At 60.0% G+C, this 24,509-nt stretch carries 21 protein-coding genes and 4 tRNA genes; 16 read left to right on the top strand and 9 right to left on the bottom strand.

What is annotated here, in order from left to right; all coding sequences use genetic code 11:
- Positions 1-14 precede the first annotated feature (14 nt).
- Positions 15-2,462: an acyl-CoA dehydrogenase gene (locus tag JBE38_RS25885; protein ID WP_205345448.1), complete on the bottom strand. Its 2,448-nt coding sequence runs from the start codon at positions 2,460-2,462 to the stop codon at positions 15-17.
- 190 nt (positions 2,463-2,652) lie between these two features.
- Between JBE38_RS25885 and JBE38_RS25880 the strand changes: the two genes are divergently transcribed.
- From JBE38_RS25880 to JBE38_RS25865, 4 genes are all read left to right on the top strand, one after another.
- Positions 2,653-3,312 (top strand): transglutaminase-like domain-containing protein, encoded by a 660-nt coding sequence (locus JBE38_RS25880; RefSeq protein WP_205345447.1) that lies wholly within the window; start codon positions 2,653-2,655, stop codon positions 3,310-3,312.
- Positions 3,313-3,368: 56 nt separating this feature from the next.
- Positions 3,369-3,986, top strand: coding sequence for a glutathione S-transferase family protein (locus JBE38_RS25875; protein WP_104995951.1), 618 nt, complete (start codon positions 3,369-3,371; stop codon positions 3,984-3,986).
- Between the two features lie 132 nt (positions 3,987-4,118).
- Entirely contained in the window at positions 4,119-5,051 is a 933-nt protein-coding gene (locus JBE38_RS25870; RefSeq protein WP_090365896.1) for an ABC transporter ATP-binding protein, read from the top strand.
- Positions 5,048-5,827 (top strand): ABC transporter permease, encoded by a 780-nt coding sequence (locus tag JBE38_RS25865; RefSeq protein WP_060756954.1) that lies wholly within the window; start codon positions 5,048-5,050, stop codon positions 5,825-5,827. The genes JBE38_RS25870 and JBE38_RS25865 overlap by 4 nt, the downstream gene beginning before the upstream one ends.
- Before the next feature lie 128 nt (positions 5,828-5,955).
- On the opposite strand, the gene JBE38_RS25860 is transcribed toward JBE38_RS25865, so the two are convergent.
- On the bottom strand, positions 5,956-6,501 hold the full coding sequence (locus JBE38_RS25860; RefSeq protein WP_161550366.1) for a TetR/AcrR family transcriptional regulator: 546 nt from the start codon (positions 6,499-6,501) through the stop codon (positions 5,956-5,958).
- A 91-nt stretch (positions 6,502-6,592) separates the two neighbouring features.
- Between JBE38_RS25860 and JBE38_RS25855 the strand changes: the two genes are divergently transcribed.
- The 3 genes from JBE38_RS25855 (at position 6,593) to JBE38_RS25845 (ending at position 11,000) form a co-directional block, all read left to right on the top strand.
- On the top strand, positions 6,593-7,780 hold the full coding sequence (locus JBE38_RS25855; protein ID WP_161550367.1) for an MFS transporter: 1,188 nt from the start codon (positions 6,593-6,595) through the stop codon (positions 7,778-7,780).
- A gap of 113 nt (positions 7,781-7,893) precedes the next feature.
- A complete protein-coding gene (locus tag JBE38_RS25850) occupies positions 7,894-9,042 on the top strand; it encodes a TDT family transporter (protein ID WP_161550368.1) in 1,149 nt (382 codons plus the stop codon).
- Between the two features lie 83 nt (positions 9,043-9,125).
- Entirely contained in the window at positions 9,126-11,000 is a 1,875-nt protein-coding gene (locus tag JBE38_RS25845) for an MFS transporter (RefSeq protein ID WP_060756958.1), read from the top strand.
- A 103-nt stretch (positions 11,001-11,103) separates the two neighbouring features.
- Here the strand turns inward: JBE38_RS25845 and sugE are convergent, their stop codons facing one another.
- The 3 genes from sugE to rdgC form a co-directional block, all read right to left on the bottom strand.
- Positions 11,104-11,418, bottom strand: coding sequence for a quaternary ammonium compound efflux SMR transporter SugE (gene sugE, locus JBE38_RS25840; RefSeq protein WP_060756959.1), 315 nt, complete (start codon positions 11,416-11,418; stop codon positions 11,104-11,106).
- Positions 11,419-11,524: 106 nt separating this feature from the next.
- On the bottom strand, positions 11,525-12,490 hold the full coding sequence (locus JBE38_RS25835) for a bile acid:sodium symporter family protein (protein WP_205345446.1): 966 nt from the start codon (positions 12,488-12,490) through the stop codon (positions 11,525-11,527).
- A 163-nt stretch (positions 12,491-12,653) separates the two neighbouring features.
- Entirely contained in the window at positions 12,654-13,574 is a 921-nt protein-coding gene (gene rdgC / locus JBE38_RS25830) for a recombination-associated protein RdgC (RefSeq protein WP_060756961.1), read from the bottom strand.
- 159 nt (positions 13,575-13,733) lie between these two features.
- Between rdgC and JBE38_RS25825 the strand changes: the two genes are divergently transcribed.
- The 4 genes from JBE38_RS25825 to JBE38_RS25810 all read left to right on the top strand — a co-directional run bounded on the left by JBE38_RS25825 (position 13,734) and on the right by JBE38_RS25810 (position 14,253).
- A tRNA-Val gene (locus JBE38_RS25825) sits at positions 13,734-13,809 on the top strand.
- Between the two features lie 19 nt (positions 13,810-13,828).
- Positions 13,829-13,905, top strand: a tRNA-Asp gene (locus tag JBE38_RS25820).
- Positions 13,906-14,081: 176 nt separating this feature from the next.
- A tRNA-Val gene (locus JBE38_RS25815) sits at positions 14,082-14,157 on the top strand.
- A 19-nt stretch (positions 14,158-14,176) separates the two neighbouring features.
- Positions 14,177-14,253: transfer RNA gene (locus JBE38_RS25810), tRNA-Asp, on the top strand.
- Between the two features lie 80 nt (positions 14,254-14,333).
- Here the strand turns inward: JBE38_RS25810 and JBE38_RS25805 are convergent.
- Positions 14,334-15,848 carry an MFS transporter gene (locus JBE38_RS25805; protein ID WP_205345445.1) on the bottom strand — a complete coding sequence of 505 codons (1,515 nt, stop codon included), beginning with the start codon at positions 15,846-15,848 and terminating at the stop codon, positions 14,334-14,336.
- A gap of 103 nt (positions 15,849-15,951) precedes the next feature.
- On the opposite strand from JBE38_RS25805, the gene JBE38_RS25800 reads away from it, so the two are divergent.
- Positions 15,952-16,854: a LysR substrate-binding domain-containing protein gene (locus tag JBE38_RS25800; RefSeq protein ID WP_205345444.1), complete on the top strand. Its 903-nt coding sequence runs from the start codon at positions 15,952-15,954 to the stop codon at positions 16,852-16,854.
- A 313-nt stretch (positions 16,855-17,167) separates the two neighbouring features.
- Here JBE38_RS25800 and JBE38_RS25795 read toward each other — a convergent pair whose 3' ends face one another.
- Positions 17,168-18,331 (bottom strand): catalase family protein, encoded by a 1,164-nt coding sequence (locus JBE38_RS25795; protein WP_205345443.1) that lies wholly within the window; start codon positions 18,329-18,331, stop codon positions 17,168-17,170.
- Positions 18,328-20,139: a di-heme-cytochrome C peroxidase gene (locus tag JBE38_RS25790; protein ID WP_205345442.1), complete on the bottom strand. Its 1,812-nt coding sequence runs from the start codon at positions 20,137-20,139 to the stop codon at positions 18,328-18,330. Before JBE38_RS25790 ends, JBE38_RS25795 begins: the two co-directional genes overlap by 4 nt.
- Before the next feature lie 248 nt (positions 20,140-20,387).
- Between JBE38_RS25790 and JBE38_RS25785 the strand changes: the two genes are divergently transcribed.
- The 4 genes from JBE38_RS25785 to JBE38_RS25770 all read left to right on the top strand — a co-directional run bounded on the left by JBE38_RS25785 (position 20,388) and on the right by JBE38_RS25770 (position 22,711).
- A complete protein-coding gene (locus JBE38_RS25785; protein ID WP_060756966.1) occupies positions 20,388-21,128 on the top strand; it encodes an FKBP-type peptidyl-prolyl cis-trans isomerase in 741 nt (246 codons plus the stop codon).
- 324 nt (positions 21,129-21,452) lie between these two features.
- On the top strand, positions 21,453-21,908 hold the full coding sequence (locus JBE38_RS25780; protein WP_060756967.1) for a YkvA family protein: 456 nt from the start codon (positions 21,453-21,455) through the stop codon (positions 21,906-21,908).
- Between the two features lie 96 nt (positions 21,909-22,004).
- Positions 22,005-22,343: a helix-turn-helix domain-containing protein gene (locus JBE38_RS25775; protein WP_161550349.1), complete on the top strand. Its 339-nt coding sequence runs from the start codon at positions 22,005-22,007 to the stop codon at positions 22,341-22,343.
- Complete coding sequence (locus JBE38_RS25770; RefSeq protein ID WP_005786715.1) at positions 22,340-22,711, top strand: hypothetical protein; 372 nt, start codon at positions 22,340-22,342, stop codon at positions 22,709-22,711. The genes JBE38_RS25775 and JBE38_RS25770 overlap by 4 nt, the downstream gene beginning before the upstream one ends.
- On the opposite strand, the gene JBE38_RS25765 is transcribed toward JBE38_RS25770, so the two are convergent.
- A complete protein-coding gene (locus tag JBE38_RS25765; protein WP_060756999.1) occupies positions 22,708-24,477 on the bottom strand; it encodes a bifunctional diguanylate cyclase/phosphodiesterase in 1,770 nt (589 codons plus the stop codon). The genes JBE38_RS25770 and JBE38_RS25765 overlap by 4 nt on opposite strands.
- Positions 24,478-24,509: the final 32 nt, after the last annotated feature.

The raw sequence follows: 24,509 nt of genomic DNA, 5'->3' as shown, positions 1-24,509 counted from the left end.
TATGACTGCCCGACTCAGCGGACTTTACCCTCAGCCTGGGCCAGTTCTTCCTTGCTGAAATCGTCCACGTCGATCACCTTGCGTCGCGCGGCTTCAGCCTCACGCAGCGTCTGCGCTTCGGCGGCCTGCAGGACGCCTGCGTTCAGCGCGGCATCGATGACATGCTCGCCCGCAGCGGGTTTGACCTGGCCGCTTTTGAGCGCGGTGTGCAGTTTTTTCTGCAAGGGCTGTCCGGCACCGAGCAGGTCGTAGGCGTGTTGCAGTGCGCCCACCGGATCCTCCGCCGATTGTGGGCGGTAGCAGCCGGCCAGCAACTCCTCCAGGGTCGGGTCGCCCTTGGCCCGGCCGATCACCGCAGCCACTTCGGCATCCAGCGCATCGGACGGTCCGGTATGGCGACGCCCGAACGGGAACACGATTACCCGCAACAGGCAACCGAGCACTTTGTTCGGGAAGTTGCTCAACAGCTCATCCAGTGCCTGCTCCGACTTGCCGAGGCTTTCTTCCATGGCCCAGGCGAACAACGGCTCCAGGTGATCCGGCGAATCGAGGTCGTGATAACGCTTGAGCGCGGCCGATGCCAGGTACATATGGCTCAGCACATCGCCCAGGCGTGCGGACAAGCGTTCACGACGTTTCAACTCGCCGCCGAGCAGCATCATGCTCAAGTCGGCGAGCAGGGCGAACGCGGCGGCCTGGCGGTTCAAGGCGCGGAAGTAACCCTGGCTCAAGCGGTTGCCCGGGGCTTTCTCGAAATGCCCTACACCAAGGTTCAGTACCAGCGTGCTGGCGGCGTTGCTCACGGCAAAACCGATGTGCTGCAGCAGCAGGCCATCGAACTCCTTGAGAGCCTGGTCATGGTCTTCGCGACCGGCCAGGGCCATTTCCTTGAGCACGAACGGATGGCAGCGAATGGCGCCCTGGCCGAAGATCATCAGGTTGCGCGACAGGATATTCGCGCCTTCCACGGTGATGAAGATCGGCGCGCCCTGCCAGTTACGGCCCAGGTAGTTGTTCGGGCCCATGATGATGCCCTTGCCGCCGTGCACGTCCATGGCGTGGCTGATGCACTCGCGACCGCGTTCGGTGAGGTGGTACTTGAGGATCGCCGACAGCACCGAAGGTTTTTCCCCCAGGTCCACGGCGTTGGCGGTGAGCATGCGTGCGCTGTCCATCAGCCACGCATTGCCGCCGATACGCGCCAGGGCTTCCTGGATACCTTCGAAGGCCGACAGCGGCACGTTGAACTGTTCACGTACCTGAGCGTACTGGCCGGTCACCAGGCTGGTGAACTTGGCGGCGCCGGTGCCCACGGCAGGCAGCGAGATCGAACGGCCAACCGACAGGCAGTTCATCAGCATCATCCAGCCTTTGCCGAGCATTTCCTGGCCACCGATGAGGTATTCCAGGGGGATGAACACATCCTTGCCGGAATTGGGACCGTTCATGAACGCGGCACCCAGGGGCAGGTGACGGCGGCCGATTTCGACGCCGGGGTTGTCGGTGGGGATCAGCGCGAGGCTGATGCCCAGGTCTTCTTCTTCGCCCAGCAGATGATCCGGGTCATACGCCTTGAAGGCCAGGCCCAGCAGCGTCGCGACCGGGCCCAGGGTGATGTAGCGTTTTTCCCAGTTCAGGCGCAGGCCCAGGGTTTCCTTGCCTTCCCATTCTCCCTTGCAGATCACACCGGTGTCGGGCATGGCGCCGGCGTCGGAGCCGGCCAGCGGGCCGGTGAGGGCGAAGCAGGGGATGTCATCGCCACGGGCCAGGCGTGGCAGATAGTGGTTGCGCTGCTCGTCGGTGCCGTAATGCAGCAGCAGTTCAGCCGGGCCGAGGGAGTTGGGCACCATCACGGTCGAGGCCAGGTCGCCGCTGCGCGTGGCCAGCTTCATCGCCACCTGGGAATGGGCATAGGCGGAGAAACCCTTGCCGCCGTACTCCTTGGGAATGATCAGCGCAAAGAAACCGTGGGTCTTGATGTGCTCCCAGGCGGCGGGCGGCAGGTCCATGGCCTGGCCGATTTCCCAGTCGCTGACCATGGCGCAGAGTTCTTCGGTGGGGCCGTCGATAAACGCTTGTTCTTCTTCGGTCAGTTGGGCCTTGGGGTAGGCCAGCAATTTGTCCCAGTCGGGGCGGCCGCTGAACAGTTCGCCATCCCACCACACGGTGCCGGCATCAATGGCGTCGCGCTCGGTCTCGGACATCGGTGGCAGGACTTTCTGGAACCAGTTGAACAGTGGCTTGGTGAAGTATTGACGACGCAGGTCGGGCAGCAGCAGGGGGGCGGCGACTGCCGCGATCAATACCCAGAAGATCAGCAACAGCCAGCCCGGCGCGTGGCTCCAGGCGCCCATCGCCAGCAGGTAGACGGCGACCACGCCCAGGGCGGGCAGGGGCGCGGTGCGGCGGTGTGCCAGGTAGGCAATGCCGAGCACTAGAACCAGTATCCACAACAACAGCATATTCAATCCTCCGTGAAACCAGGGGCGAAACCACATTGGAGCTTAGTCGGCATCCGAAAAAGCGCGGTGATCAGGGTGTAACGAGTTGTATTGGGAGCACCATCACCAGGCGCCGACATTTGGCCGAATCGTCGTTATCTCCAGGGCAGACCTGTCGTTAAACTCCAGGCATGTCTCGGAGATAACGCTTATGGATACGTACCTGCGTCCCAGCCGCTTCATCGATAGTGACCACCCTGCGGTGGTGGAGTTCGCCGAAAAACATCGAGGTCCGAGCGCGGATCCGCGTGACCAGGCAGTCAGTCTTTACTACGCCGTGCGTGAGGCGATTCGCTACAACCCTTACACCTTCAGCCGCGATCCCGGCAGCTTGAAAGCCAGCTTCGCCCTGGCCACCGGCGAGAGCTATTGCGTGCCCAAGGCTACCCTGCTCGCCGCGTGTGCTCGCCATTGCGGTATCCCGGCGCGCATCGGCCTGGCGGATGTGCGTAATCATCTGTCGACTCCCCGCCTGATCGCGCTGCTCAAGAGTGATGTATTCGCCATGCATGGCTACACCGAGTTGTACCTGCGGGGCCGCTGGGTCAAGGCCACGCCGGCGTTCAACCAGCAACTGTGCGAGTTGTTCGATGTACCGCCACTGGAATTCGATGGCATTCACGACAGCATCTTCCACGCATTCAACCGTCAGGGCCGACGCTCGATGGAATATGTGCTGGAGCACGGGCAGTTTCCGGACGTGCCCGAAGCGTTTTTTTTCGCCCACATTCAGCAGTGCTACCCACACCTGTTTAACGAGGACATGCCGCCCCTGCTGGGCGACATGCACAGCGATTCAAGCCGCGCGTGAACCGGCGTATGCTGCTGCATTCATCAAGCCATGTTCATCAACGATAAGGCGCGGTCATGCTGAAGATCTGGGGTCGTAAAAATTCATCAAACGTCAGGAAAGCACTGTGGTGCGCCGAGGAACTCGGCCTGGACTATGAGGCAATTGATGCGGGCGGGGCTTTTGGCGTGGTCGACACGCCGCAATATCGGGCAATGAATCCCAATGGCCGGGTACCGGTGATCGAAGACGGTGATTTTGTGCTGTGGGAATCCAACACCATCGTGCGTTACCTGTGCGCCAAGCATGCGTCGGCGTTTTACCCGAGCGACGTGCAAGCCCGCGCCAACGCCGAAAAGTGGATGGACTGGACCACCTCGACCCTCGCCGAGCCGTTCAAGGCGGTGTTCTGGGGCATCGTGCGTACCCCGGCGGAAAAACAGAACTGGGACAGCATCAACGCTGGGCGCCAGGCCTGTATCGATGCTTTGGCTACCGTGGACAAAGCCCTGGCCGAGCAGCCTTATCTGTCCGGCCACGCATTCGGCATGGGTGATATCCCCCTGGGCTGCTTTATTTACGCCTGGTTCGAAATGCCTATCGAGCGTCCTGCAATGCCGCATCTGGAGGCTTGGTACCAGCGCCTGCAGCAACGCCCGGCGTACCGCAAAGCCGTGATGACTGCGTTGACTTAATACCTACTATTAATACGGGTGACTGTACTTGTGCGACGTGGGCACGCACCATGCCCGTGCATCGCAGGTTGAACTACCTGCGGTGCGCCCTCATCTATCTTGTCTATTCCCTTCTTTGGTGCGTAATCCGATATGAGTTCCGCTCTGTCCATCCGGCAGCTAACCAAAACCTACGGCAACGGTTTCCAGGCCTTGAGTGGTATCGATCTGGACGTCGCCGAAGGTGACTTTTTCGCCTTGCTCGGCCCCAACGGCGCCGGCAAATCCACGACCATCGGCATCCTTTCGACCCTGGTCAACAAGACCAGCGGCAGCGTGAATATCTTTGGTCATGACCTGGACAAATCCCCTGCGGCGCTCAAGCGTGCCATCGGCGTGGTGCCCCAGGAGTTCAATTTCAACCAGTTCGAAAAGACCTTTGACATCGTCGTGACCCAGGCCGGCTACTACGGCATCCCGGCGAAAGTCGCCAAGGAGCGCGCCGAGCAGTACCTCACCCAACTGGGCTTGTGGGACAAACGCGACGTGCCGTCGCGCTCGCTGTCCGGGGGTATGAAGCGTCGTCTGATGATCGCCCGTGCGCTGGTCCATCAACCGCGCCTGCTGATCCTCGATGAACCCACCGCGGGCGTGGACATCGAACTGCGTCGCTCGATGTGGACCTTCCTGACCGAGCTGAACGAGAAGGGCATTACCATCATCCTCACCACCCATTACCTGGAAGAGGCTGAGCAACTGTGCCGCAACATCGGCATCATCGACCACGGCACCATCGTCGAGAACACCAGCATGCGTAACCTGCTGGGCCAGTTGCATGTGGAAACCTTCCTGCTGGACCTGAAAAACAATCTGTCGGCGCCGCCGCAGTTGCTCGGTTACCCAAGCCGGCTGGTCGATGGCCACACCCTGGAAGTGCAGGTGGACAAGGCCATGGGCATCACTGCGCTGTTCACCCAGTTGGCGACTCAGAACATCGAAGTGCTGAGCCTGCGTAACAAAACCAATCGCCTTGAGGAGTTGTTCGTGTCCCTGGTGGAGAAAAATCTGGCGAAGGTGGCGGTATGAGTTCCGAACTGCAACCCAACCTCGTTGCCCTGCAAACCATCGTCTACCGCGAAGTGAAGCGCTTTACCCGGATCTGGCCGCAAACCCTGCTGCCGCCGGCGATCACCATGGTCCTGTACTTCGTGATCTTCGGTAACCTGATCGGTCGCCAGATCGGTGACATGGGCGGTTTTACCTACATGGAGTACATCGTGCCGGGGCTGATCATGATGTCGGTGATCACCAACTCCTACGGCAACGTGGTCTCCAGCTTCTTCGGCAGCAAGTTCCAGCGCTCCATCGAAGAACTGATGGTATCGCCGGTGTCGCCCCACACCATCCTGATCGGCTATACCCTGGGCGGCGTGCTGCGTGGCTTGATGGTCGGCGTGATCGTGACCTTGCTGTCGTTGTTCTTCACCCATCTGCAAGTGCATCACCTGGGCGTCACCCTGCTGGTGGTGGTGCTGACGGCGACGATCTTTTCGCTGCTGGGGTTTATCAACGCGGTCTTTGCGCGCAATTTCGATGATATTTCGATCATCCCGACCTTCGTGCTGACGCCGCTGACTTACCTGGGCGGTGTGTTCTACTCCATTACCCTGCTGCCGCCGTTCTGGCAGACCGTGTCGCTGGCCAACCCGGTACTGCACATGGTCAACGCCTTTCGCTACGGCATCCTGGGGGTATCGGATATCAAGATCAGCGTGGCGATCACCTTCATGCTGATCGCTACCGTGGTGTTGTACATCGGTTGCGCGAGGCTGCTGGTGAGCGGGCGCGGTATGCGTACGTAAGGTCGAACGCTGTAAAAATGTGGGAGGGGGCTTGCTCCCGATGGCGGTGTGTCAGTCAATCAATAAGGTGACTGGTCCACCGCCATCGGGAGCAAGCCCCCTCCCACATTTGGTTTGGTATATGAGCTTCAGGCCTTGAGCGCCAAGTCGATCAGCTCATGCAGCTCTTCAACCGGCAGTGGCGTGCTGGAAAACAGGCTGCGATACACCGTTGGCGCGGCAATCAGGTTCAGCAACCTGTCCAGTGTGGGTAACGGACCGACGGTGTCCTGATACCGATCAAGAATAATCTGCAACTGGCCCATCAGAATGTGGGTGCAATAGTCCCTTGGGCGACTGCACTGCACGTCGCGCATCATATTGCGCCCCAGCTCCGAGCTCATTTCATCCAGGTATTGTTCGCCCCAGGCGCGCAGGTCGCCGCGCAGGCTACCGGTGTCGGCAGGTTCGCCGTCCGGGCGCAGGCGCTCCAGTGCCACATCGGCGAGCAGGGCGGACAGGTCGCCCCAACGGCGGTAAATGGTGGACGGCGTGACGCCTGCCCGTGCCGCAATCATCGGCACGGTAACGCTGGAGCGCTCATGGGCTTCCAGCAATTCACGGGCAGCGCTGTGCACTGATTCTTGGACCCGGGCACTACGGCCTCCCGGGCGAAGGCCTTCTTTTATCGCCATGGCTAAAACCTTAACACAAAGAATTTGCTTTAAGCGCTTTCTGGTAGCACACTCCGAAAAAGCAAAATATTAGCTTTAGCGGAGCGTGCCCATGTCCAGTCCTACTTCCCATCGTTCCCGCCTGGTGTTCCTGGTGGTAACGGTGCTGACCTTTCTCGCCGCGTCCAGCGCGCCAACGCCGCTGTATCAGGTGTATCAAGACCACCTGCATTTCTCGGCGGCTGTGTTGACGATGATCTTCGGCGTGTATGCCGTGAGCCTGTTGGCAGCCTTGCTGACCGTCGGCTCGCTATCGGATTACCTGGGACGCAAGCCGGTCATTTTTGCGGCATTGATCCTGAATATGCTGGCGATGCTGCTGTTTATCAACGCTGATAGCACCGCGTACCTGATTGCCGCCCGGGCGGTGCAAGGTTTCGCCACCGGCATGGCGACGGCGGTGCTGGGTGCAACCTTGCTCGACACTGACCGTGTCCGCGGCCCGATGCTCAATAGCCTTGCGCCGATGCTGGGTATGGCCAGTGGCGGTTTAGGCAGCGGCCTGCTGGTGGAGTTTGCGCCACGGCCGACCCAATTGATTTATTTCGCGATGCTCGGGCTGATGACCCTGCAAGCGCTGTATGTGTGGCGCTTGCCGGAGACGGTCAGCCGCATACCGGGGGCCTTGAAGTCGCTGGCGCCGACGCTGCATGTCCCCGAACAAGCGCGCCGTGCCCTGTGGCTGGCGATGCCGCTGAATGTGGCGGTATGGGCACTGGGAGGGTTCTTTTCTTCGCTGGCGCCTTCGCTGGTGCGGGCTGCTACCGGGTCGACCTCGCACCTGATTGGGGGTGGGTTGGTGGCGGTGGTGACGCTCAGTGGTGCGGTGATGATCTACAGCCTGCGCAATCGCCCGGCCGATAAAATCATGCGCCTGTCGGCTGCATTGCTGGCGACCGGGGTGGCGCTGTTGTTGGTGGCGGTGCAGAGCGCCAGCCTTTGGCTGTTCTTTGTGGCCAGTGTGATCGCCGGCTTGGGTTTTGGCGGCGGCTTCACGGGCAGTGTGCGCAGTATCGTCGGTTTGGCGTTGCCTCATGAGCGGGCAGGGCTGATGTCGGCCTTCTATGTGTTGAGCTATCTGGCGTTCTGCTTGCCGGCGTTGCTGGCCGGTAACCTGAGCCGGGAGTTTGGCTTGATCGCCACCACCGATGGCTACGGTGCCGTACTCATCGTTTTGGCCCTGGGTGCACTGGCCGGCTTGCTGTTGCAGGAAACGGCGCGGGCCAAGGCTGCAGTGTAGTCAGTGTCGTATATAGGTAAATTAGATAACAGATAGAGATATTACCCGTTATATAGATATTCGATCAGGTTCTATGATGGCTTCAACCTCCTACGAGGAAGAGGATTATCAACATGAACTGCGCGAATACCCCAAGCTACAAACCTTTGAGTCACCTGACCCGGCCGCGGGAAGTGATTCGTCAATTCACGCCCAACTGGTTTGCCGCAACCATGGGCACCGGCGTGCTGGCACTGGCGCTGGCACAACTGCCCGTCAACGTGCCGGGCCTGTACGCCGTCGCCGAAGCGTTGTGGATGTTTACCATTGGCCTGTTTGTAGTGTTCAGTGGGTTGTACGCCGCGCGTTGGGTGATGTATTTCCAGGAGGCGCGGCGGATTTTCGGGCACTCCACGGTTTCGATGTTCTTCGGCACCATTCCCATGGGGCTGGCAACCATTCTCAACGGTTTGTTGCTGTTCGGCCTGCCGCGGTGGGGCAGTGACGTGCTGCCGTTGGCGCAGACCCTGTGGTGGTTGGACGTCGCGATGGCCCTGGCGTGCGGTGTGCTGATTCCGTTCATGATGTTTACCCGCCAGGAACACAGCATCGACCAGATGACCGCCGTCTGGCTGTTGCCGGTCGTCGCGGCCGAAGTCGCCGCAGCCAGTGGTGGCCTGCTGGCGCCGCACTTGGCCGACGCCCATGGGCAACTGGTGATGCTGGTGACCAGCTACGTATTGTGGGCATTTTCGCTGCCGGTGGCGTTCAGCATCCTGACTATCCTGATGCTGCGCATGGCGTTGCATAAACTGCCCCACGCCAACATGGCTGCGTCGAGCTGGCTGGCGCTGGGCCCTATCGGCACCGGTGCACTCGGTATGTTGCTGCTGGGCGGTGATGCGCCGGCGATCTTCGCGGCCAATGGCTTGCCCGGTGTCGGCGAGATGGCCAGCGGCCTTGGCCTGGTGGCGGGCATCACGCTGTGGGGCTTCGGCTTGTGGTGGTTGCTGATTGCGGTGTTGATCACCCTGCGTTACCTGCGTGCCGGCATTCCATTCAACCTCGGCTGGTGGGGTTTCACCTTTCCGTTGGGGGTGTATGCCCTGGCCACGCTGAAGCTGGCGAGCGTGTTGCATCTGGGGTTCTTCAGTGTGTTTGGCAGTGCGCTGGTGCTGGCCTTGGCGCTGATGTGGCTGATCGTGGCCAAGCGCACCGTGCAGGGCGCCTATAAAGGTGAGCTTTTTGTTTCACCCTGCATTGCAGGAATAGGGAATAAGTAAGCGGGTTTAGGTAAAGTCGTGGCCTGTCTCTTTATAAAAGCCTTCGGCAATAAAGCCTATCAGGCCACGCAGGAACACGGACGATGAGCCACCCCTCGCAATTCACCTTGCTGCGCACGCGGCGCTTCTTGCCGTTTTTCGTCACCCAGTTGCTGGGTGCCTTCAACGACAATATCTTCAAGCAATCGCTGATCCTCGCCATTCTCTACAAACTCACCATCGACGGTGACCGCTCCATTTGGGTCAACCTCTGTGCGCTGCTGTTTATCCTGCCGTTCTTCCTGTTTTCGGCGCTGGCTGGGCAGTTTGGCGAGAAATTCAACAAGGATGCGTTGATCCGTGCGATCAAGATCGGTGAAATCGTGATCATGGCCGTGGGTGCCACGGGCTTTCTGTTCAATCATCTGGAGCTGATGCTGCTGGCGCTGTTTGCCATGGGCACGCACTCGGCGCTGTTCGGCCCGGTGAAATACTCGATCATGCCCCAGGCCCTGCATGAAGATGAGTTGGTCGGTGGCAATGGCCTGGTGGAGATGGGCACGTTCCTGGCGATCCTGGCCGGCACCATCGGCGCCGGGATCATGATGTCGTCCGCGCATTACGCGCCCGTGGTGTCAGTGGCGATCGTCGGCGTGGCTGTGCTGGGTTACCTGGCCAGCCGCAGCATTCCGCGGGCGGCGGCTTCTACGCCAGGCTTGCGGCTGAACTGGAATATCTTCAGCGAGTCCTGGGCCACCTTGCGCCTGGGCCTGGGGCAGACGCCGGCGGTGTCGCGCTCGATCGTGGGCAACTCGTGGTTCTGGTTTGTCGGGGCGATTTACCTGACGCAGATCCCGGCCTATGCGAAGGAATGGCTGTACGGCGACGAAACCGTGGTCACGCTGATTCTCACCGTGTTCTCTGTGGGTATCGCCCTCGGCTCCATGCTCTGTGAAAAACTCTCCGGGCGTAAGGTCGAAATCGGCCTGGTGCCGTTTGGCTCGTTTGGCCTGACAGTGTTTGGTTTGTTGCTGTGGTGGCACTCTGGTGGTTTCCCGCAGAACGTCCAGCCCAACGACTGGCTGGCGGTACTCGGTCATGGCCAGGCCTGGTGGGTGTTGTTCGATATTCTCGGCCTGGGCGTGTTCGGCGGTTTCTATATCGTGCCGCTGTATGCGTTGATCCAGTCGCGCACCGCCGAGCATGAGCGGGCGCGGGTCATCGCGGCCAACAACATCCTCAACGCGCTGTTCATGGTGGTGTCGGCGATCGTGTCGATCCTGTTGTTGAGCGTGGCCAAGCTGTCGATCCCCGAGTTGTTCCTGGTAGTGTCGCTGCTCAACATCGCGGTCAATACCTACATCTTCAGGATTGTCCCCGAGTTCACCATGCGGTTCATGATCTGGCTGCTCAGCCATTCCATGTACCGCGTCGAGCATCGCAACCTGGAAGCCATTCCGGATGAAGGCGCGGCGTTGCTGGTATGCAACCACGTGTCGTTTGTCGATGCGCTGCTGATTGGTGGCGCGGTGCGTCGGCCGATTCGCTTCGTGATGTACTACAAGATCTACCGCTTGCCGGTGCTGAACTTTATCTTCCGCACGGCAGGGGCGATTCCGATTGCGGGCCGCCATGAAGATATCCAGATCTATGAAAAAGCCTTCACGCGGATTGCCCAGTATCTAAAGGAAGGGGAGTTGGTGTGCATCTTCCCGGAAGGCAAGTTGACGGCCGATGGCGAGATGAACGAGTTCCGTGGCGGGCTGACGCGCATTCTGGAGGAGACGCCGGTGCCGGTGATTCCCATGGCGTTGCAGGGGTTGTGGGGGAGTTTTTTCAGTCGCGACCCGAACAAGGGGTTCTTTCATCGGGTCTGGTCGCGGGTGGTGCTGGTCGCGGGTGCACCGGTAGCGGTGGAGGCGGCGACGCCTGCGCGGTTGCAGGAAGTGGTGGGTGTGTTGCGAGGGAGTGTCAGGTAGTTTTGTGTGGGGTGTACTGGCCTCATCGGGAGCAAGCCCCCTCCCACAGTTTGGAATACATTCCGAGTGTGGGAGGGGGCTTGCTCCCGATGGCGGCAGTGGCCTAAGTGCTGATCTTGAGCCCAACGAGCCCGCAAATGATCAGCGCCACACTGGCCAGCCGAAACAGCGCCATGGATTCACCAAACAGGATGATCCCGGCGATCACCGTACCCACAGCTCCCACGCCGGTCCAGACCGCATAGGCGGTGCCCAATGGCAGCTCCTTCATGGCCAGCCCGAGCAAGCCGAGGCTGAAGGCCATCGCGGCAATCGTCAAGGCGGTGGGCAGTGGCTTGCTGAAACCATCGGTGTACTTCAACCCGACAGCCCAGCCGACTTCGAACAAACCCGCAAAAAACAAAATGATCCAGGACATACTGACCTCCCATCTATTGGTGGGGTCGTCCCCTGGTTGAGCGCTGCAAAGCGTCGCGAGGTCGTCCCCGCGAAGCTCGGTAGAGTGCCGAAAACGGATCGGACGATCAAGTTTTCGGTTGGGTCTCCAATGCGCTGCGGTCGGCCTTTTCGCTCATGCGACGGAAATAAGTCGAGAGCAACGCTCCAGAGATATTGTGCCAGACGCTGAACAGCGCACTGGGCACCGCCGCCAGTGGTGAAAAGTGCGCACTGGCCAGCGCAGCGCCCAGCCCGGAGTTCTGCATGCCCACTTCCAGCGCCAGCGATTTGCGCTGCGCCAAGGGCAGTTTGAACAACCGGCCGGTGAAGTAACCCAGCAAGTAGCCGAAGCTGTTGTGCAACATCACCACCGCCATGATCAGCAGGCCGGACTCGGCGATCTTCGCCTGGCTCGCCGCAACCACTGCCGCGACGATGATCACGATGCTGACCACCGACACCAGCGGCAGCACCTCGACCGCATGGCGCACCCGCTCGCCCAGTACGCGCTGCGCCACCACGCCAAGCACGATGGGCAGCAGCACCACTTGCAGGATCGACCAGAACAACTCCATGAACGACACCGGCAACCAGGCCGAGGCCAGTAACCAGATCAGCGCAGGAGTGAGCAGTGGGGCGAGGAGGGTGGTGACGGCGGCGATGGCCACTGACAGCGCCAGATCGCCCCGGGCCAACCAGGTCATCACGTTGGAGGACGTGCCGCTTGGGCAGCAGCCGACCAGGATCACCCCGACGGCTATCTCCGGCGGCAGGTGGAACGCCTGGCACAAGAGCCAGGCCACGCCCGGCATGATTACAAAGTGCGCAACCACGCCCAGCGCCACGCGCCAGGGATGGCGGGCGACCTCGGCGAAGTCTTCAAGTTTGAGGGTCAGCCCCATGCCGAACATCACCAGGCCCAGCAGCGGGACGATGGCACTTTTCAGGCCGATGAACCAACTGGGTTCCAGGAAGGCGAGCACGGCGAATATCAACACCCAATAGGCGAAGGTATTGCCGACAAAACGGCTCAAGGCGGCGAGTGCGCGCATGGGGATGTCCTTGTTATTAGAATGCTGGGGTGGTAACCCGATCAAATGTGGGAGCTGGCTTGCCTGCGATACAGACACCTCGGTGAATCAGGTACACCCAGGTGATGCTATCGCCGGCAAGCCAGCTCCACATTGACCGTGCCCACATAAGACCCGTGTTGCTTTAGATACCTTGCGGGGTTTCCTCGCCGCCCAGCGCTTCAACCAACGCCGGCAGGAAGTCGCCAAACGTCAGCATCATCAGGGTAAAGCTGGCGTCCAGTTGCCCCAGGGCCTCGTCGCCCCCGTCCTGTTCTGCCTGGTCTTGCAGCAGGTCTTCGAACTTCAGGCGCTTGACCGTCATCTTGTCGTCGAGCATGAAGGACAGCTTGTCCTGCCACGCCAGGGCCAATTGGGTCACGACTTTGCCGGTGCTCAGGTGTAGCTGGATTTCTTCGCTGGTCAGGTCCTGGCGTTTGCAGCGCACGATGCCACCGTCTTCGTGGGTGTCACGCAGTTCGCATTCGTCGAGGACGAAGAAGTCATCGGCCGGTTTCTGGGTGGTCACCCAATCGGTCATGATCGCAGTCGGTGCGGTTTTCACCGTCAGCGGACGTACCGGCAGGGTGCCGATCACTTCACGCAGGGTCGACAGCAGGTCTTCGGCACGTTTCGGGCTTGCCGAGTTCACCAGGATCAGGCCCTGTTTCGGCGCGATGGCGGCGAACGTCGACGAGCGACGGATAAACGCGCGTGGCAGGAAGGCCTGGATGATTTCATCCTTGATCTGGTCGCGTTCCTTCTTGTAGACCTTGCGCATTTGCTCGGCCTCGATCTCTTCGACTTTCTCTTTGAGTGCGTCGCGTACCACGCTACCCGGCAGGATGCGTTCTTCCTTGCGCGCGGCGATCAGCAGGAAGTCACCGCTGATGTGTACCAGGGGAGCGTCTTCACCTTTACCGAAAGGCGCGACGAAACCGTAGGTGGTCAACTCCTGGCTTGCACAAGGGCGCGCCAGTTTGGTGGCCATGGCCGCTTCCAACGCCTCGGCATCAACAGGCAGATCTTGGGTCAGGCGATAGATAAGCAGGTTCTTGAACCACATGGGGTGAGTCTCTCCTTTATACAAAGGGAGGCATTATTCTCTTGATAGCGTCCCAGGCCAACCCTGCCTAAGCCATTGGAAGGGCTCAAAAAAAAGATTTAAGAAAGTGCTTGCCAGACCTTGGGTCGCTCCGTAGAATGCGCGCCACACCGAAACGAAGGGTGATTAGCTCAGCTGGGAGAGCATCTGCCTTACAAGCAGAGGGTCGGCGGTTCGATCCCGTCATCACCCACCATTCGCTTCATGTGTTACGCGCAGCGGTAGTTCAGTCGGTTAGAATACCGGCCTGTCACGCCGGGGGTCGCGGGTTCGAGTCCCGTCCGCTGCGCCATATTCGGTAACCTGGAACACTGAACGCCAGGTCACCAGAAAAGCCCGCTCATCGAGCGGGCTTTTTTCTGCCCGAAATATGGCAAAAAATCGTGGGATAAACTTTTTTTAAATAAATTGCATTTAAATCAAGACATTACGATTTTTTGGTGTATGATGCGCCCACACCGAAACGAAGGGTGATTAGCTCAGCTGGGAGAGCATCTGCCTTACAAGCAGAGGGTCGGCGGTTCGATCCCGTCATCACCCACCATTCGCTTCAAGTGTTACGCGCAGCGGTAGTTCAGTCGGTTAGAATACCGGCCTGTCACGCCGGGGGTCGCGGGTTCGAGTCCCGTCCGCTGCGCCATATTCGGTAACCTGGAACACTGAACGCCAGGTCGCCACAAGAAGCCCGCTCATTGAGCGGGCTTTTTTTTTGCCTGTCATTCAGCTCAACGACTTAATGGCTTGCTTCGCCGCAATCGGCGCGATATCCCGGCGGCCCAGGAACACGAAAACGACCATTGCCGTGAGCAGGGTGAGTGCCGCCAGCCATTGCAGCAACGTGTCGAAGCTTTCCAGGTAGGCCGTACGTAGCAACGCCAATGGAATGTTCGCACTGGCGTGCAGCGTATCGCCCATGACCAACTGTTGGGCTACCACTGAAGCGTCCTGCGCAGCCATGGCATTCAGATGATGCGCGACCAGCGCGCTCAACGCCGCCAAGACGATAGCCAGCGCGACACCCTCACTGGCCACCCGGGTTGTATTGAAGATGCCCGCCGCCATCCCCGCCCGTTCCTTTGGCACCACACTGATCGCCAGGCCATCCATCAGGCCCCATGGCAGGCCAGTACCGATGCCAATCACCAGCATGGCAACGACGGTCTGCAGCGGATGACCGGGCGTTCCCAGGCTCAACCCATACAAGCCCGCTGCGGCGATCAAAAAACCAATCGCACACAGCATTCCAGCCGGCAGCCAGCGCGTCAGCATCGCAGCGATCATGGGCACTACCAGCATCGGCGCCGACAGCGCCAGCATCATCAGGCCCGCCTCAAATGCACTGGCGCCTTCGACACCGATAAACCTCAGTGGCAGCAATACCACCAGTACGATGTAGCAGTAGCAGGTGCCGATCGGTAGCAACTGCACGCCAATGAAGCGCGCAAAGCGAAACAGCCGCAGATCCAGCATCGGTTGGCTTGCGCGGTTTTCAACGAGGATAAACATCAGTAAGAACATCACCGCCGCTGTGAGCAGGGCTAGCGTCGCCGTTGAGGTCCAGCCTTGGTGCGGCGCCAGGATCACCGCTGTGGTCAGGCTCACCAGCATGGCCGAAAACATCAGGATGCCGGCCAAGTCCAGGCGGCGTGCTTGCGGGTCGCGGCTTTCACGCATTTTGGGTGCGGCGAACAGCAGCGAGAGCCCCGCCAGCATGGCCGTGGCTATAAAAATCGCGCGCCAACCCCACTGTGCGATCAGCACACCCGAGATCAGCGGGCCAAAGGCCAGGCCCGCGCCGAAAGTGGTACCCAACAGGCTGAAAGCGCGCGTCCTGGCATGCCCGTCAAATTCCTGCGCCAACGCCGCACTGCCGCTGGCCAAGGCGATAGCCGCCGCGACACCCTGCACGCCGCGTAATACGTCCAACCAGAAAATATCCGGCGCCACGGCCAGCAGCAGGGAGGTCGTTGCAAACAGCGCCATTCCCCACAAGAACAGGCGCTTGCGCCCATAAAGGTCGGCGAGTGTACCCGCCGCCATCAGCAAGCTGCCGAAGCTGAGCATGAACGCATTGGTTATCCAGGCCATTTGTGTGGGATGGGCAGCGAACGCTATTCCAATGGACGGCGTCGCCACGGCGCCTCCGGTGAAGCTCATGGGTAAAACCAGAGCGGCCAGGCAGATCGCGATCAGGATGGCATAGCCGCCCTGAGCCGCAGTGGAGGGTGTGTTCATGGAAATTCCCGTTGGTCTATAAAGATGAAGACTCTAATCAGGATGTAATTCATGATAAACAGGCAGGAATTCCACTCATAGCGGAACAAAAGGATGCAATGCTGTGACCGATAACCTTAGTGGTGTGATCGCCTTCGTGAAGACTGCACAGGCTCTGAGCTTCATTGGCGCGGCGCGAGTTTTGGGAGTTTCCGCCTCCGCCGTAGGCAAAAACGTCGCCAAGCTTGAGGCTGAGCTCAATGTGCGGCTGTTGCATCGCAGCACCCGTAAAGTCAGCCTTACCGTCGAGGGGCAATTGTTTTATGAGCGCTGCCGGAAAATCCTCGATGATTTGCAAGACGCCCGCGCCATGCTCTCCCATGCCATCCAGGCGCCGCGTGGCAAGTTACGGGTCAGCCTGCCCACCATCGGTTATCGCTTTCTCCTGGCGCATATGGTCGAGTTCCGGGAGGCCTACCCGGAAATCGAGTTGGAGCTGGATTTCAACGATCATCTGGTGGACGTGATTGAAGAAGGTTTCGACGTAGTGATTCGTAGCGGAGACTTGGTCGACTCGACATTAATGGCGCGTCGGCTGGGGCCGTTCCGCTTTGTCATGTGTGCATCGCCCGAGTACTTGCGAACCCAAGGCCAGCCCGAAACGCTCACTGACCTTGAGCACCACCCCTGCCTGCGTTATCGGTTTGCCACTACCGGTAAAATAATGGAGTGGACGCTGTCCGCCAATCCGGCGATCACCCAGTTGCGCCTGCCCACCGCGATGACCTTGAACAACATGGAAGCCATGCTCATGGCCGCCATCGACGGCCATGGTATCGCCTATATGCCGGATTTCCTGGCCCGGGAGGCGTTGGCCAGGGGGCAGTTGGATACCGTGCTGAAAGGGCATTCCAATGACCAGGGCCAGTTCTGGGCGCTGTGGCCCTCCAGTCGTCATCTCTCGCCGAAAATCCGTGCGTTCGTGGATTTTGCCGCTGCACGCCTGTTCACCACCCATCAAGAGTGAGGGCGGCGGCTGATTTCTACGATCAGCTTATTTGGCTTTCTTTTTCTTCTCGCCGCGAGTGGCAAGCAGTTCAAAGCAAAATGCGGCGGTGCCGAAGAGCGCGATCATTGAGAGGACGACCATACCTAAAGTTGAGCTTTCCACGATGACTTCCTACGGGTTGAGGGGTAGGAGGTGACGGTAGAGTCTGTGGGGTGGGTTGCTCAATAGGGGTGACGTAATCGTTATGCCGAGCAGGCGATCTATACGGATTCTTTGCGGGTTACCGTGTCCCTGTCCGTTACCTCGATAACGGATAGGGACCCGGACAACATTACAAGTTGCGGCTATGCCGATAGTCACTGACCGCCTCGTACACCGCCTTGCGCAAGCGGTTGATTCCCCCGATCGGCCGGTGCGCCTCCAGCCCGAACCACGGGTTGAACGACTGGTTGTCACAGGCCAGGTTCAAGGCCGGTGTGTCAAAGTCCTGCGCGGGAATCCGCACCTTGGCCACGGTTTCATAGGGCGCATCGCTTTCCTTCCACTCGATGCTGGTGTCTTCGATCGGCATGAATTTCTGCGGGTTCTGCCGCTGAACCTGCAATACAAAACAGGCTGGTACACGGTCGGTAGACAGTTGCTGGTTCAAGGCGCTGCGCAGGAAATTCGGCAGGTCCTGGTTCTGTTTGGGGAGCACATACTCCGGGCAGCTTTGTGGGTCGGGGGCGACGCGGAATTTGGCATTGGCCGCGCCGAATTTGTAGGGTGAAACTGAAAAGTAGGTCGCCTGCGTCGGGCTCGCTGGTGCCGGCGCCAAGGTCGCCAGGGCGATAAACAGATGGCGTACCTGCCAACTGCGAGGGTCGGCTTTGGGGAAGAACGCCAGGACCTTTTTGCCGTCGGCCTGGGCGCCGATGTTCTGCGCATATTCCGCCACATCGCTGACAAAGAAGTTTGGGTGGCTGAACATCACGAAGTCTTGTTCCGTGCGTGCTTGCTGGTCCGCCATCAATTGTTTGCCCGGTACATCCAGCAGCTTGAGCGCCATGCCTCGGGCATCGCGAATGCTGTCGAACTGCGGGTAGGCATTGCCGTTGGACAGCCGCATCTGCGCCTGCCAGGTCTTGCCCGGCTCGGCGAACACGCCCTGGCGCAAGGCGGGGTCGAGGTCCGCCAGTACGCTGACTTCGGCCTTTACGCAGCCATGGGCCTTGGCATGGGCATCACGCAGGTAGCGCGTACCTTCGCGGTGTTGGTCGACGATTCGTACCGCCGTCTGGATGATGCCCTGGGTCATGGCCGCTTCACCGGCCGGGATCTGCTCGTTCGGCGACACCGGGCCACTGTGCTGCCAGGCGAACCAGGCAGTGGCTCCCAGCCAGCCGAGCACGCCCAGACCGATCAGCCACAACAGGGTTTTGCCGAGAAACCGGCCCAGGCGCAGCCAGAGACGTGCGAGCAGCGAGCGTTCGTTGTATTGGGATCGAATCATCATGGCAATTGTTGCTCCAGCGGGCCGCCCAGCACTTTGAGGTATTCCAGCAGCGCCCAGCGTTCTTGTGGCTGCAGGCTACGGCCGATCACGCCGTTGCCGCGTTGACCGGCGCGGAATTCATGGCCGCTGTTGTGGTTGCCGGTGATTTTGGTATCGAACAGGAAGGCGTTCTTGAAGGCAGCGGTTTCAAAGCCCAGGTGGCGCGGGTCGTAGTTGAAGGTGCCTTTATAGAACGTGGTGCTGCGCTCGTCCTGGGGCGAAAGCAATTGATAGATCGTGGGCACCGAGCCGTTGTGCAGGAACGGCGGGGTTGCCCAGACGCCGGCCAGCGGGCGTGCCTTGTAGGCGCGCAGTTCGCGCACACCGATAGGCAGGCCGAAGCCGTCCAGGCCCGGGCGTTCGGCCGGAGTCACACCGGCAGCGCGGTAGGCGTGCTCTTCGACGAAGGCGGTGACGTAGGCCAGGCCCTGGGCCACGGACATCTTTTTCAAGTCCATCGGTTCGGTCGGGGTCGGGTGCAACTGGACATCGAGCTTGGCCAGTTCCGCCGGGTCCCATTGCAGGGCGCTCAGGTCATAACGGTGGTCGGCGATGTTGCTCGCGGCGGTTGGGTCGGTGCCGATGTATTCGACCGGGAGCATTTTCAGTTGCTGCACCGGGCGTCCCGTTTCCTGGCTGACGGCGGGCACATGGCAACCGGCGCAGTTCTCGGCGAACAGGGCGCGGCCCTGGGCGGCGAGGGGTTTGTCGATGGCACCGAACAGGTCTTCCGGCCAGGTTGGTGGCTTGAGGTGTTGCAGGGTTTCTTCAATCAGGTTCAGGTCACGCACGCGCACGCTGGAAGGGTAGCGGGCGTCCCCCTGCAGTGGCTGGCCGGCGTTGTCGAAGAAATTCAGGGTGGCGCCGACGCCGAGGGCTTCGCCGATATTGCGCGCCATGGGTTGCTGGGCTGAGCCGTTCCATTGCACCCAATCGAAGGTCCAGATATCCCACAGATGGGGGTAGTCCACGGGGGCGTTGGCGATGCGGTAATTGTCCGGTGAAATCGCGTCGCCAAAACTGGCGTTGGCAATGCGGCCAAATGCATCGGTGCGGCCGGGACCTTCTTCGGTGGGGTAGAGGCCGCGGTGGGTGTCGTTCCAGGCGACTTTGAGGAACTGGTCCAGGGACTGCTTGAAGTCCGCGCGCAGTTGTTTCTTGTTGTTGTCGTCGTAATCGAAACCGAGCACTTCACGGGCAAAGCGCTCGAACTTCCAGGGGTTGTAATACGTGGCGGCAAGGCTGGCCACCAGGGCCTGGCCGAAACTGCCGCCACGCAAGGTGGGCACGCTGGAAGGCAGCACATGTTGAGCCGAGCCACCGTCTACGCGCAGGGCCTGGCCTTTGAAGTGCAGTTCGCCGGTGTGGCAGGCGGCGCAGGTGATATCCAGATACTCCACTTTGCTGTCGGCGTTCTGATGCCGGGCGAACCCCACGGGCAGGTTGCCAGGGTTTTGCGCGGTTGGCACTTGCTTGGGATCGACCAGGAAACCGAAGCGTGCCAGGTATTCTGGCGTGGCAAAGTGCTGCTTCGAGAAGGGCAGTTCCAGGGCTGTGAACCAGTTGTAATGCAGGCCCTTTACCTGGGTGCCCTGGGGCGTGAAGTAATAGGTCTGACGGTCGGCGGCACTCCATTGGTCCTGGTAATGCACCTGCTGCACGGGCACGTAGTCCGGCAGCCTGGGGTTGACGGTGTAATAGAGCACCACGGCCAGGAGCAGGCCCAATGCCAGGAGTATCAGGAGTAAAACACGGGAAAAAATGCGCAAGATAACTATCCTTGTCGAGGGGTAGCGCTCTTATGCCATCACCCCACGGGGGCGGCAAGTGGCCATGAGCGCGGTTACAGGTGGTCCCGCGATCCTTCGCGGACCCCCATGATGAATGAAAATGCTTTTAAACACGTGAACTTATCAGAAGTTTCCCGCTCAGATGCCGGTAGCCATTGGTCGTGGCCGCCTGATAAGCTCGCGACTTTAATTCGATTGCCCTTTTGGCGCATGAACAAGGAAATAGCATGAAACAGCATCGGTTGGCGGCGGCGGTGGCCCTGGTTAGCCTGGTACTTGCGGGTTGTGATTCGCAAACCAGCGTAGAGCTGAAAACCCCGGCGCAGAAAGCTTCCTACGGCATCGGCCTGAACATGGGCAAAAGCCTTGCTCAAGAAGGCATGGATGACCTGGACTCCAAAGCGGTAGCCCAAGGTATTGAAGATGCCGTCGGCAAGAAAGAACAGAAGCTGAAAGATGACGAACTGGTCGAAGCGTTTGCCGCACTGCAAAAACGTGCTGAAGAACGTATGACCAAAATGAGTGAAGAGTCGGCAGTTGCCGGCAAGAAATTCCTCGAAGAAAACGGCAAGAAAGAAGGTGTGGTCACGACCGCTTCCGGTCTGCAGTACAAGATCCTGAAGAAGGCCGACGGCGCTCAGCCTAAGCCGACCGACGTAGTGACTGTTCACTACACCGGCAAGCTCACCAATGGCACCACCTTCGACAGCTCCGTAGATCGCGGCAGCCCGATTGACCTGCCGGTCAGCGGCGTGATCCCGGGTTGGGTCGAAGGCCTGCAACTGATGCACGTGGGTGAGAAGGTCGAGTTGTACATCCCTTCGGACCTGGCCTACGGCGCACAAAGCCCGAGCCCGGCGATTCCGGCCAACTCCGTGCTGGTATTCGACCTGGAACTGCTGGGTATCAAGGACCCGGCCAAGGCTGACGCCCCTGAAGCACCTGCTGCACCAGCCGCCAAGAAGTAATCGGCGCCTGAACACACAACGCCCCGTTTTGACGGGGCGTTGTTGTTTCTGCATATTGGCGAAACGCCAACCCTCCGTTCGTGCAGTGAATCTGATCGAACGTCCGTTGTGCCGTGCAGTCTGAACCAAGACTCAAGCATGGGTAGCCGCACATCAACGTCAAGTCAATGAAATCTTGGGTTTTTTTAATGTGCGCAAAAAACGCCCGATCTAACTGAAAGCCTTGTAAACAGAGGGTTTCAGCCATGAAAAAAGGCTCTGTTCACAAGGTTATCCACAATTTGTGTGGATAACCTTTTCTGTCGTCTGGAACTGGAGTGACGAATGAAACCACCCTTCAATTTCACCCGTTTCCTGCCCATGGCTGCACGCCTGCTCGGCCGCGGCCGCTTGCCCACCTTGCTGTTTGCCGTTGCGGCCAAGGGGTCGAGCCAGGGCAATCGCCTGGGCAAGCTCAAGGATGATCTAAAGCTGCTACAGGCCCTGTGCCTGGCTTACTGGCGTGGCGAATACCGCGCCATCAGCCCAAAGGCACTCATCTCGGTGGTGGCGGGGCTGATGTACTTTCTGAGCCCGATTGACGCGATCCCGGATTTTATCCCCGTATTCGGTATGCTGGATGACATCGCCGTGCTGGCATGGCTCATGAAGACCCTGGACGGCGAACTGAGCGCCTTTCGCGCCTGGCGTGACGCCCAGCGCCCCGAAAAGCTGGCGGTGGTTGAGCGCCTGCCGGCGACGCCTGCGCTGCTGGCCGAGGAAAACCCGCAAAAAAACTGACGGTGCTTATATCCCCCTGCGACCTTTGTGGCTGTTAGGATTACACTTCTAAGGAAAGAACTTACTTAGTAAGTGTTGTTATCCTACGGGGCAGTCATGGATATTCAGATCATTTCACGCGATGGCGAACCCGAATACGCGGTGTTGCCATGGGACCAGTACCAGGCGCTGCTTAAAGCTGCCGGCCAGCAACAACCCGTACCGACTTCATCTTCTGCCACCCAGGCCACGCCTGATCAGGCTTTGCGTCCTCTCGCCGACCTGCGCGGCTTGCGTGAAGGCAAGGGCCTGGCCATCGAAGCCCTGGCCCGCACCGTGGGGATCAGCCCCTCGTACCTTGGATTGATTGAAAGTGGTGAGCGCCAGCCGGATGCCGCTATCCGCCGCAGCCTGGCCTGGGAATTGGGCGTTGCAGGTTGGAGGGATGAATCTTGAGCCTACGTATCAGTCGTCAACACTGGGATGGATTACTCAACGAGTTGGACCAGGCGCGCCGCCAGCGCCATTTGCTGACCTACCGCGCGCTGCTGGAGCGCCTGCAGTTTCCGACCCCTGCCATGCAAACCCTGGCCGCCGCTCTCGAACACCTGGCGGCGCTGGATGCCAAGGCCGAGCAGCCGTTGCGCAGTTCCCTGGTGATCAGCCAGGGCGCCAGCCGCCTGCCACGTACCGGTTTCTTTGAGTGTGTAGAGCGCCTGGGGCGCTTCAGTGGGCCATCCGATGGCGTGGCCGCTGCCTCCTGGCATGCCTCGGAAGTGGTGCGGGTATTCGAATACGAGTACCCGGAATCCGCCGAGGCTTAAAGCGCCTGGGGCAGCGTCTCCACGCTGTCGATGACATGGATGCTGTAACCGGCCACATTCTTGGCATGGTGTTTGGCCTGGGAGGCCAGCTCCGCCAACTGGCTGGCATCCAGTTGTCCACAGGCCTGTGGATAGAGATGCACCACGCCAATGGACAGCGACAGCAGCGCAAACTCCTGACGTATGCCCTGGCGGTTCAACGCCACGAAACAGCCGGCCTCCAAGTGTTCGGCGCGATAGAAGCGTCGGCATTGGGTGTGGAAATCATCCAGCAATTGGTTGAGCCGCTTGCGCCAATCCTGCGGGCCGAGCACCAGCAAAAAATCATCACCGCCAATATGCCCGACGAAGTCTCGGCTGGGGTCGATCCGGTCGTTCAGGCATTGCGCCAGGCATAGCAGTACCTCATCGCCACGTCCGTAGCCGTAGATATCATTGAACGGCTTGAAACTGTCGATATCCACGTAGCAAATCACCGACTCACGTTGTTGCTGCAGCAACCGCGTCAGGCACTGCTGGATGGGCACGTTGCCCGGTAGCAGGGTCAGCGGATTGGCGTAGCGTGCCTGCTGGATTTTCAGCTCGGTGATCAGCTTGAGCACATCGATCACCCGGCCCAGGCCCAAGTAATCCCCGTTGAGGGTGATGATGAAATCTTCTTCGATGCGTTGCCGCGCGCGGCTGGTCAACAGGCGGCTGACTTGCTGAAGCGACTGGCTCAACTCCACAGCCAGAAAGTCATCGCTCATCAAGCGGCTGATGGGCTTGCGCGCGAACAGATCGGTGGCGAAAGGCTTGAGCAGCGCATCGGACAACGAGTGTCGATGCACAATGCCGACCGGGTGGCCACGTCGATCCAGCACGGCCAGCGAGTTCAGGTTGGCCTGGCGGCGAAACGACTCCAGTACCTGGGCGGTGGCGGTGTCTTGGTCCACCGCTGGTTGTTCGTTGAGCAGGGCGCTGAGGTCGCTGCCTTCTTCGCTGAGGGCGGTGCTGGCACTGTCTTGCTTGGGCAGCATCAAGTGCGCTTCTTGCGGCGGATGTTCCTGGGGCCGGCAGAGCAGATAGCCCTGGACCAGGTCGACGCCCATCTCCGTCAATACCGCGAGTTCTCCAGGCAGTTCGATGCCCTCGGCAATGACCTGGGCATGGGACGCCCTGGCGATTTGCAGGATAGAGCCGACGAATTCGCGCTTGAGTGCGTCCTGGTGAATACCGTCGATAAAGTGTCGGTCGATCTTCACGTAGTCCGGGCGCAGTTCCGACCACAGGCGCAGGCTGGAATACCCGGCGCCCAAGTCATCCAGGGCAATGGCGAAGCCCATGTCGCGGTAATGGTGCAGGGCGGTTTGCAGGAGTGCGAAATCGTCGGTGGGGGTTTGTTCGGTCAGTTCGATGACCACCTGGCTGGGTGGAATGCCGAAATCGCGCAGCAGTTGCAGGGTACGGCCTGGCTGGTGCGCGGTCTCCATCAGGGATTCCGGCGAGATATTCAGGAACAGCTTGCCCGGCAGCTTCTGCTCGCTGAAGCGTCGACACGCACTTTCGCGGCAGGCCATTTCCAGCTCACTGAGTCGCCCCGTTTGGCTGGCCACCGAGAACAGGGCGACGGGGGAGTGCAGCGGGCTGTTGGAGGGGCCGCGGCTGAGGGCTTCATAGCCGAGGATGCGTCGCTCGGACAGGCAGATGATCGGTTGGAACAGGCTGTGCAAACTGCCATGAGCGAGAATAGAGCCCAATGCATTCAGCTGTTCGGTCATGGTCATGGCGATCTCGATCGAAAAAAAAGGACCGCAGG

The sequence above is a fragment of the Pseudomonas sp. ICBG1301 genome, from assembly GCF_016918385.1.
Lineage (GTDB): Bacteria > Pseudomonadota > Gammaproteobacteria > Pseudomonadales > Pseudomonadaceae > Aquipseudomonas > Aquipseudomonas palleroniana.
This window is presented reverse-complemented; position numbering and strand designations above follow the sequence as displayed.

Excerpts from the sequence above, each read along its gene's own strand:
- JBE38_RS25850 (WP_161550368.1), top strand. The coding sequence starts at position 7,894 with ATGAACTGCGCGAATACCCCAAGCTACAAACCTTTGAGTCACCTGACC.
- JBE38_RS25885 (WP_205345448.1), bottom strand. The coding sequence starts at position 2,462 with ATGCTGTTGTTGTGGATACTGGTTCTAGTGCTCGGCATTGCCTACCTG.
- JBE38_RS25785 (WP_060756966.1), top strand. The coding sequence starts at position 20,388 with ATGAAACAGCATCGGTTGGCGGCGGCGGTGGCCCTGGTTAGCCTGGTA.
- JBE38_RS25865 (WP_060756954.1), top strand. The coding sequence starts at position 5,048 with ATGAGTTCCGAACTGCAACCCAACCTCGTTGCCCTGCAAACCATCGTC.
- JBE38_RS25845 (WP_060756958.1), top strand. The coding sequence starts at position 9,126 with ATGAGCCACCCCTCGCAATTCACCTTGCTGCGCACGCGGCGCTTCTTG.
- JBE38_RS25765 (WP_060756999.1), bottom strand. The coding sequence starts at position 24,477 with ATGACCATGACCGAACAGCTGAATGCATTGGGCTCTATTCTCGCTCAT.
- JBE38_RS25855 (WP_161550367.1), top strand. The coding sequence starts at position 6,593 with ATGTCCAGTCCTACTTCCCATCGTTCCCGCCTGGTGTTCCTGGTGGTA.
- JBE38_RS25775 (WP_161550349.1), top strand. The coding sequence starts at position 22,005 with ATGGATATTCAGATCATTTCACGCGATGGCGAACCCGAATACGCGGTG.
- JBE38_RS25805 (WP_205345445.1), bottom strand. The coding sequence starts at position 15,848 with ATGAACACACCCTCCACTGCGGCTCAGGGCGGCTATGCCATCCTGATC.
- rdgC (WP_060756961.1), bottom strand. The coding sequence starts at position 13,574 with ATGTGGTTCAAGAACCTGCTTATCTATCGCCTGACCCAAGATCTGCCT.
- sugE (WP_060756959.1), bottom strand. The coding sequence starts at position 11,418 with ATGTCCTGGATCATTTTGTTTTTTGCGGGTTTGTTCGAAGTCGGCTGG.
- JBE38_RS25860 (WP_161550366.1), bottom strand. The coding sequence starts at position 6,501 with ATGGCGATAAAAGAAGGCCTTCGCCCGGGAGGCCGTAGTGCCCGGGTC.
- JBE38_RS25880 (WP_205345447.1), top strand. The coding sequence starts at position 2,653 with ATGGATACGTACCTGCGTCCCAGCCGCTTCATCGATAGTGACCACCCT.
- JBE38_RS25875 (WP_104995951.1), top strand. The coding sequence starts at position 3,369 with ATGCTGAAGATCTGGGGTCGTAAAAATTCATCAAACGTCAGGAAAGCA.
- JBE38_RS25780 (WP_060756967.1), top strand. The coding sequence starts at position 21,453 with ATGAAACCACCCTTCAATTTCACCCGTTTCCTGCCCATGGCTGCACGC.
- JBE38_RS25835 (WP_205345446.1), bottom strand. The coding sequence starts at position 12,490 with ATGCGCGCACTCGCCGCCTTGAGCCGTTTTGTCGGCAATACCTTCGCC.
- JBE38_RS25870 (WP_090365896.1), top strand. The coding sequence starts at position 4,119 with ATGAGTTCCGCTCTGTCCATCCGGCAGCTAACCAAAACCTACGGCAAC.
- JBE38_RS25795 (WP_205345443.1), bottom strand. The coding sequence starts at position 18,331 with ATGATGATTCGATCCCAATACAACGAACGCTCGCTGCTCGCACGTCTC.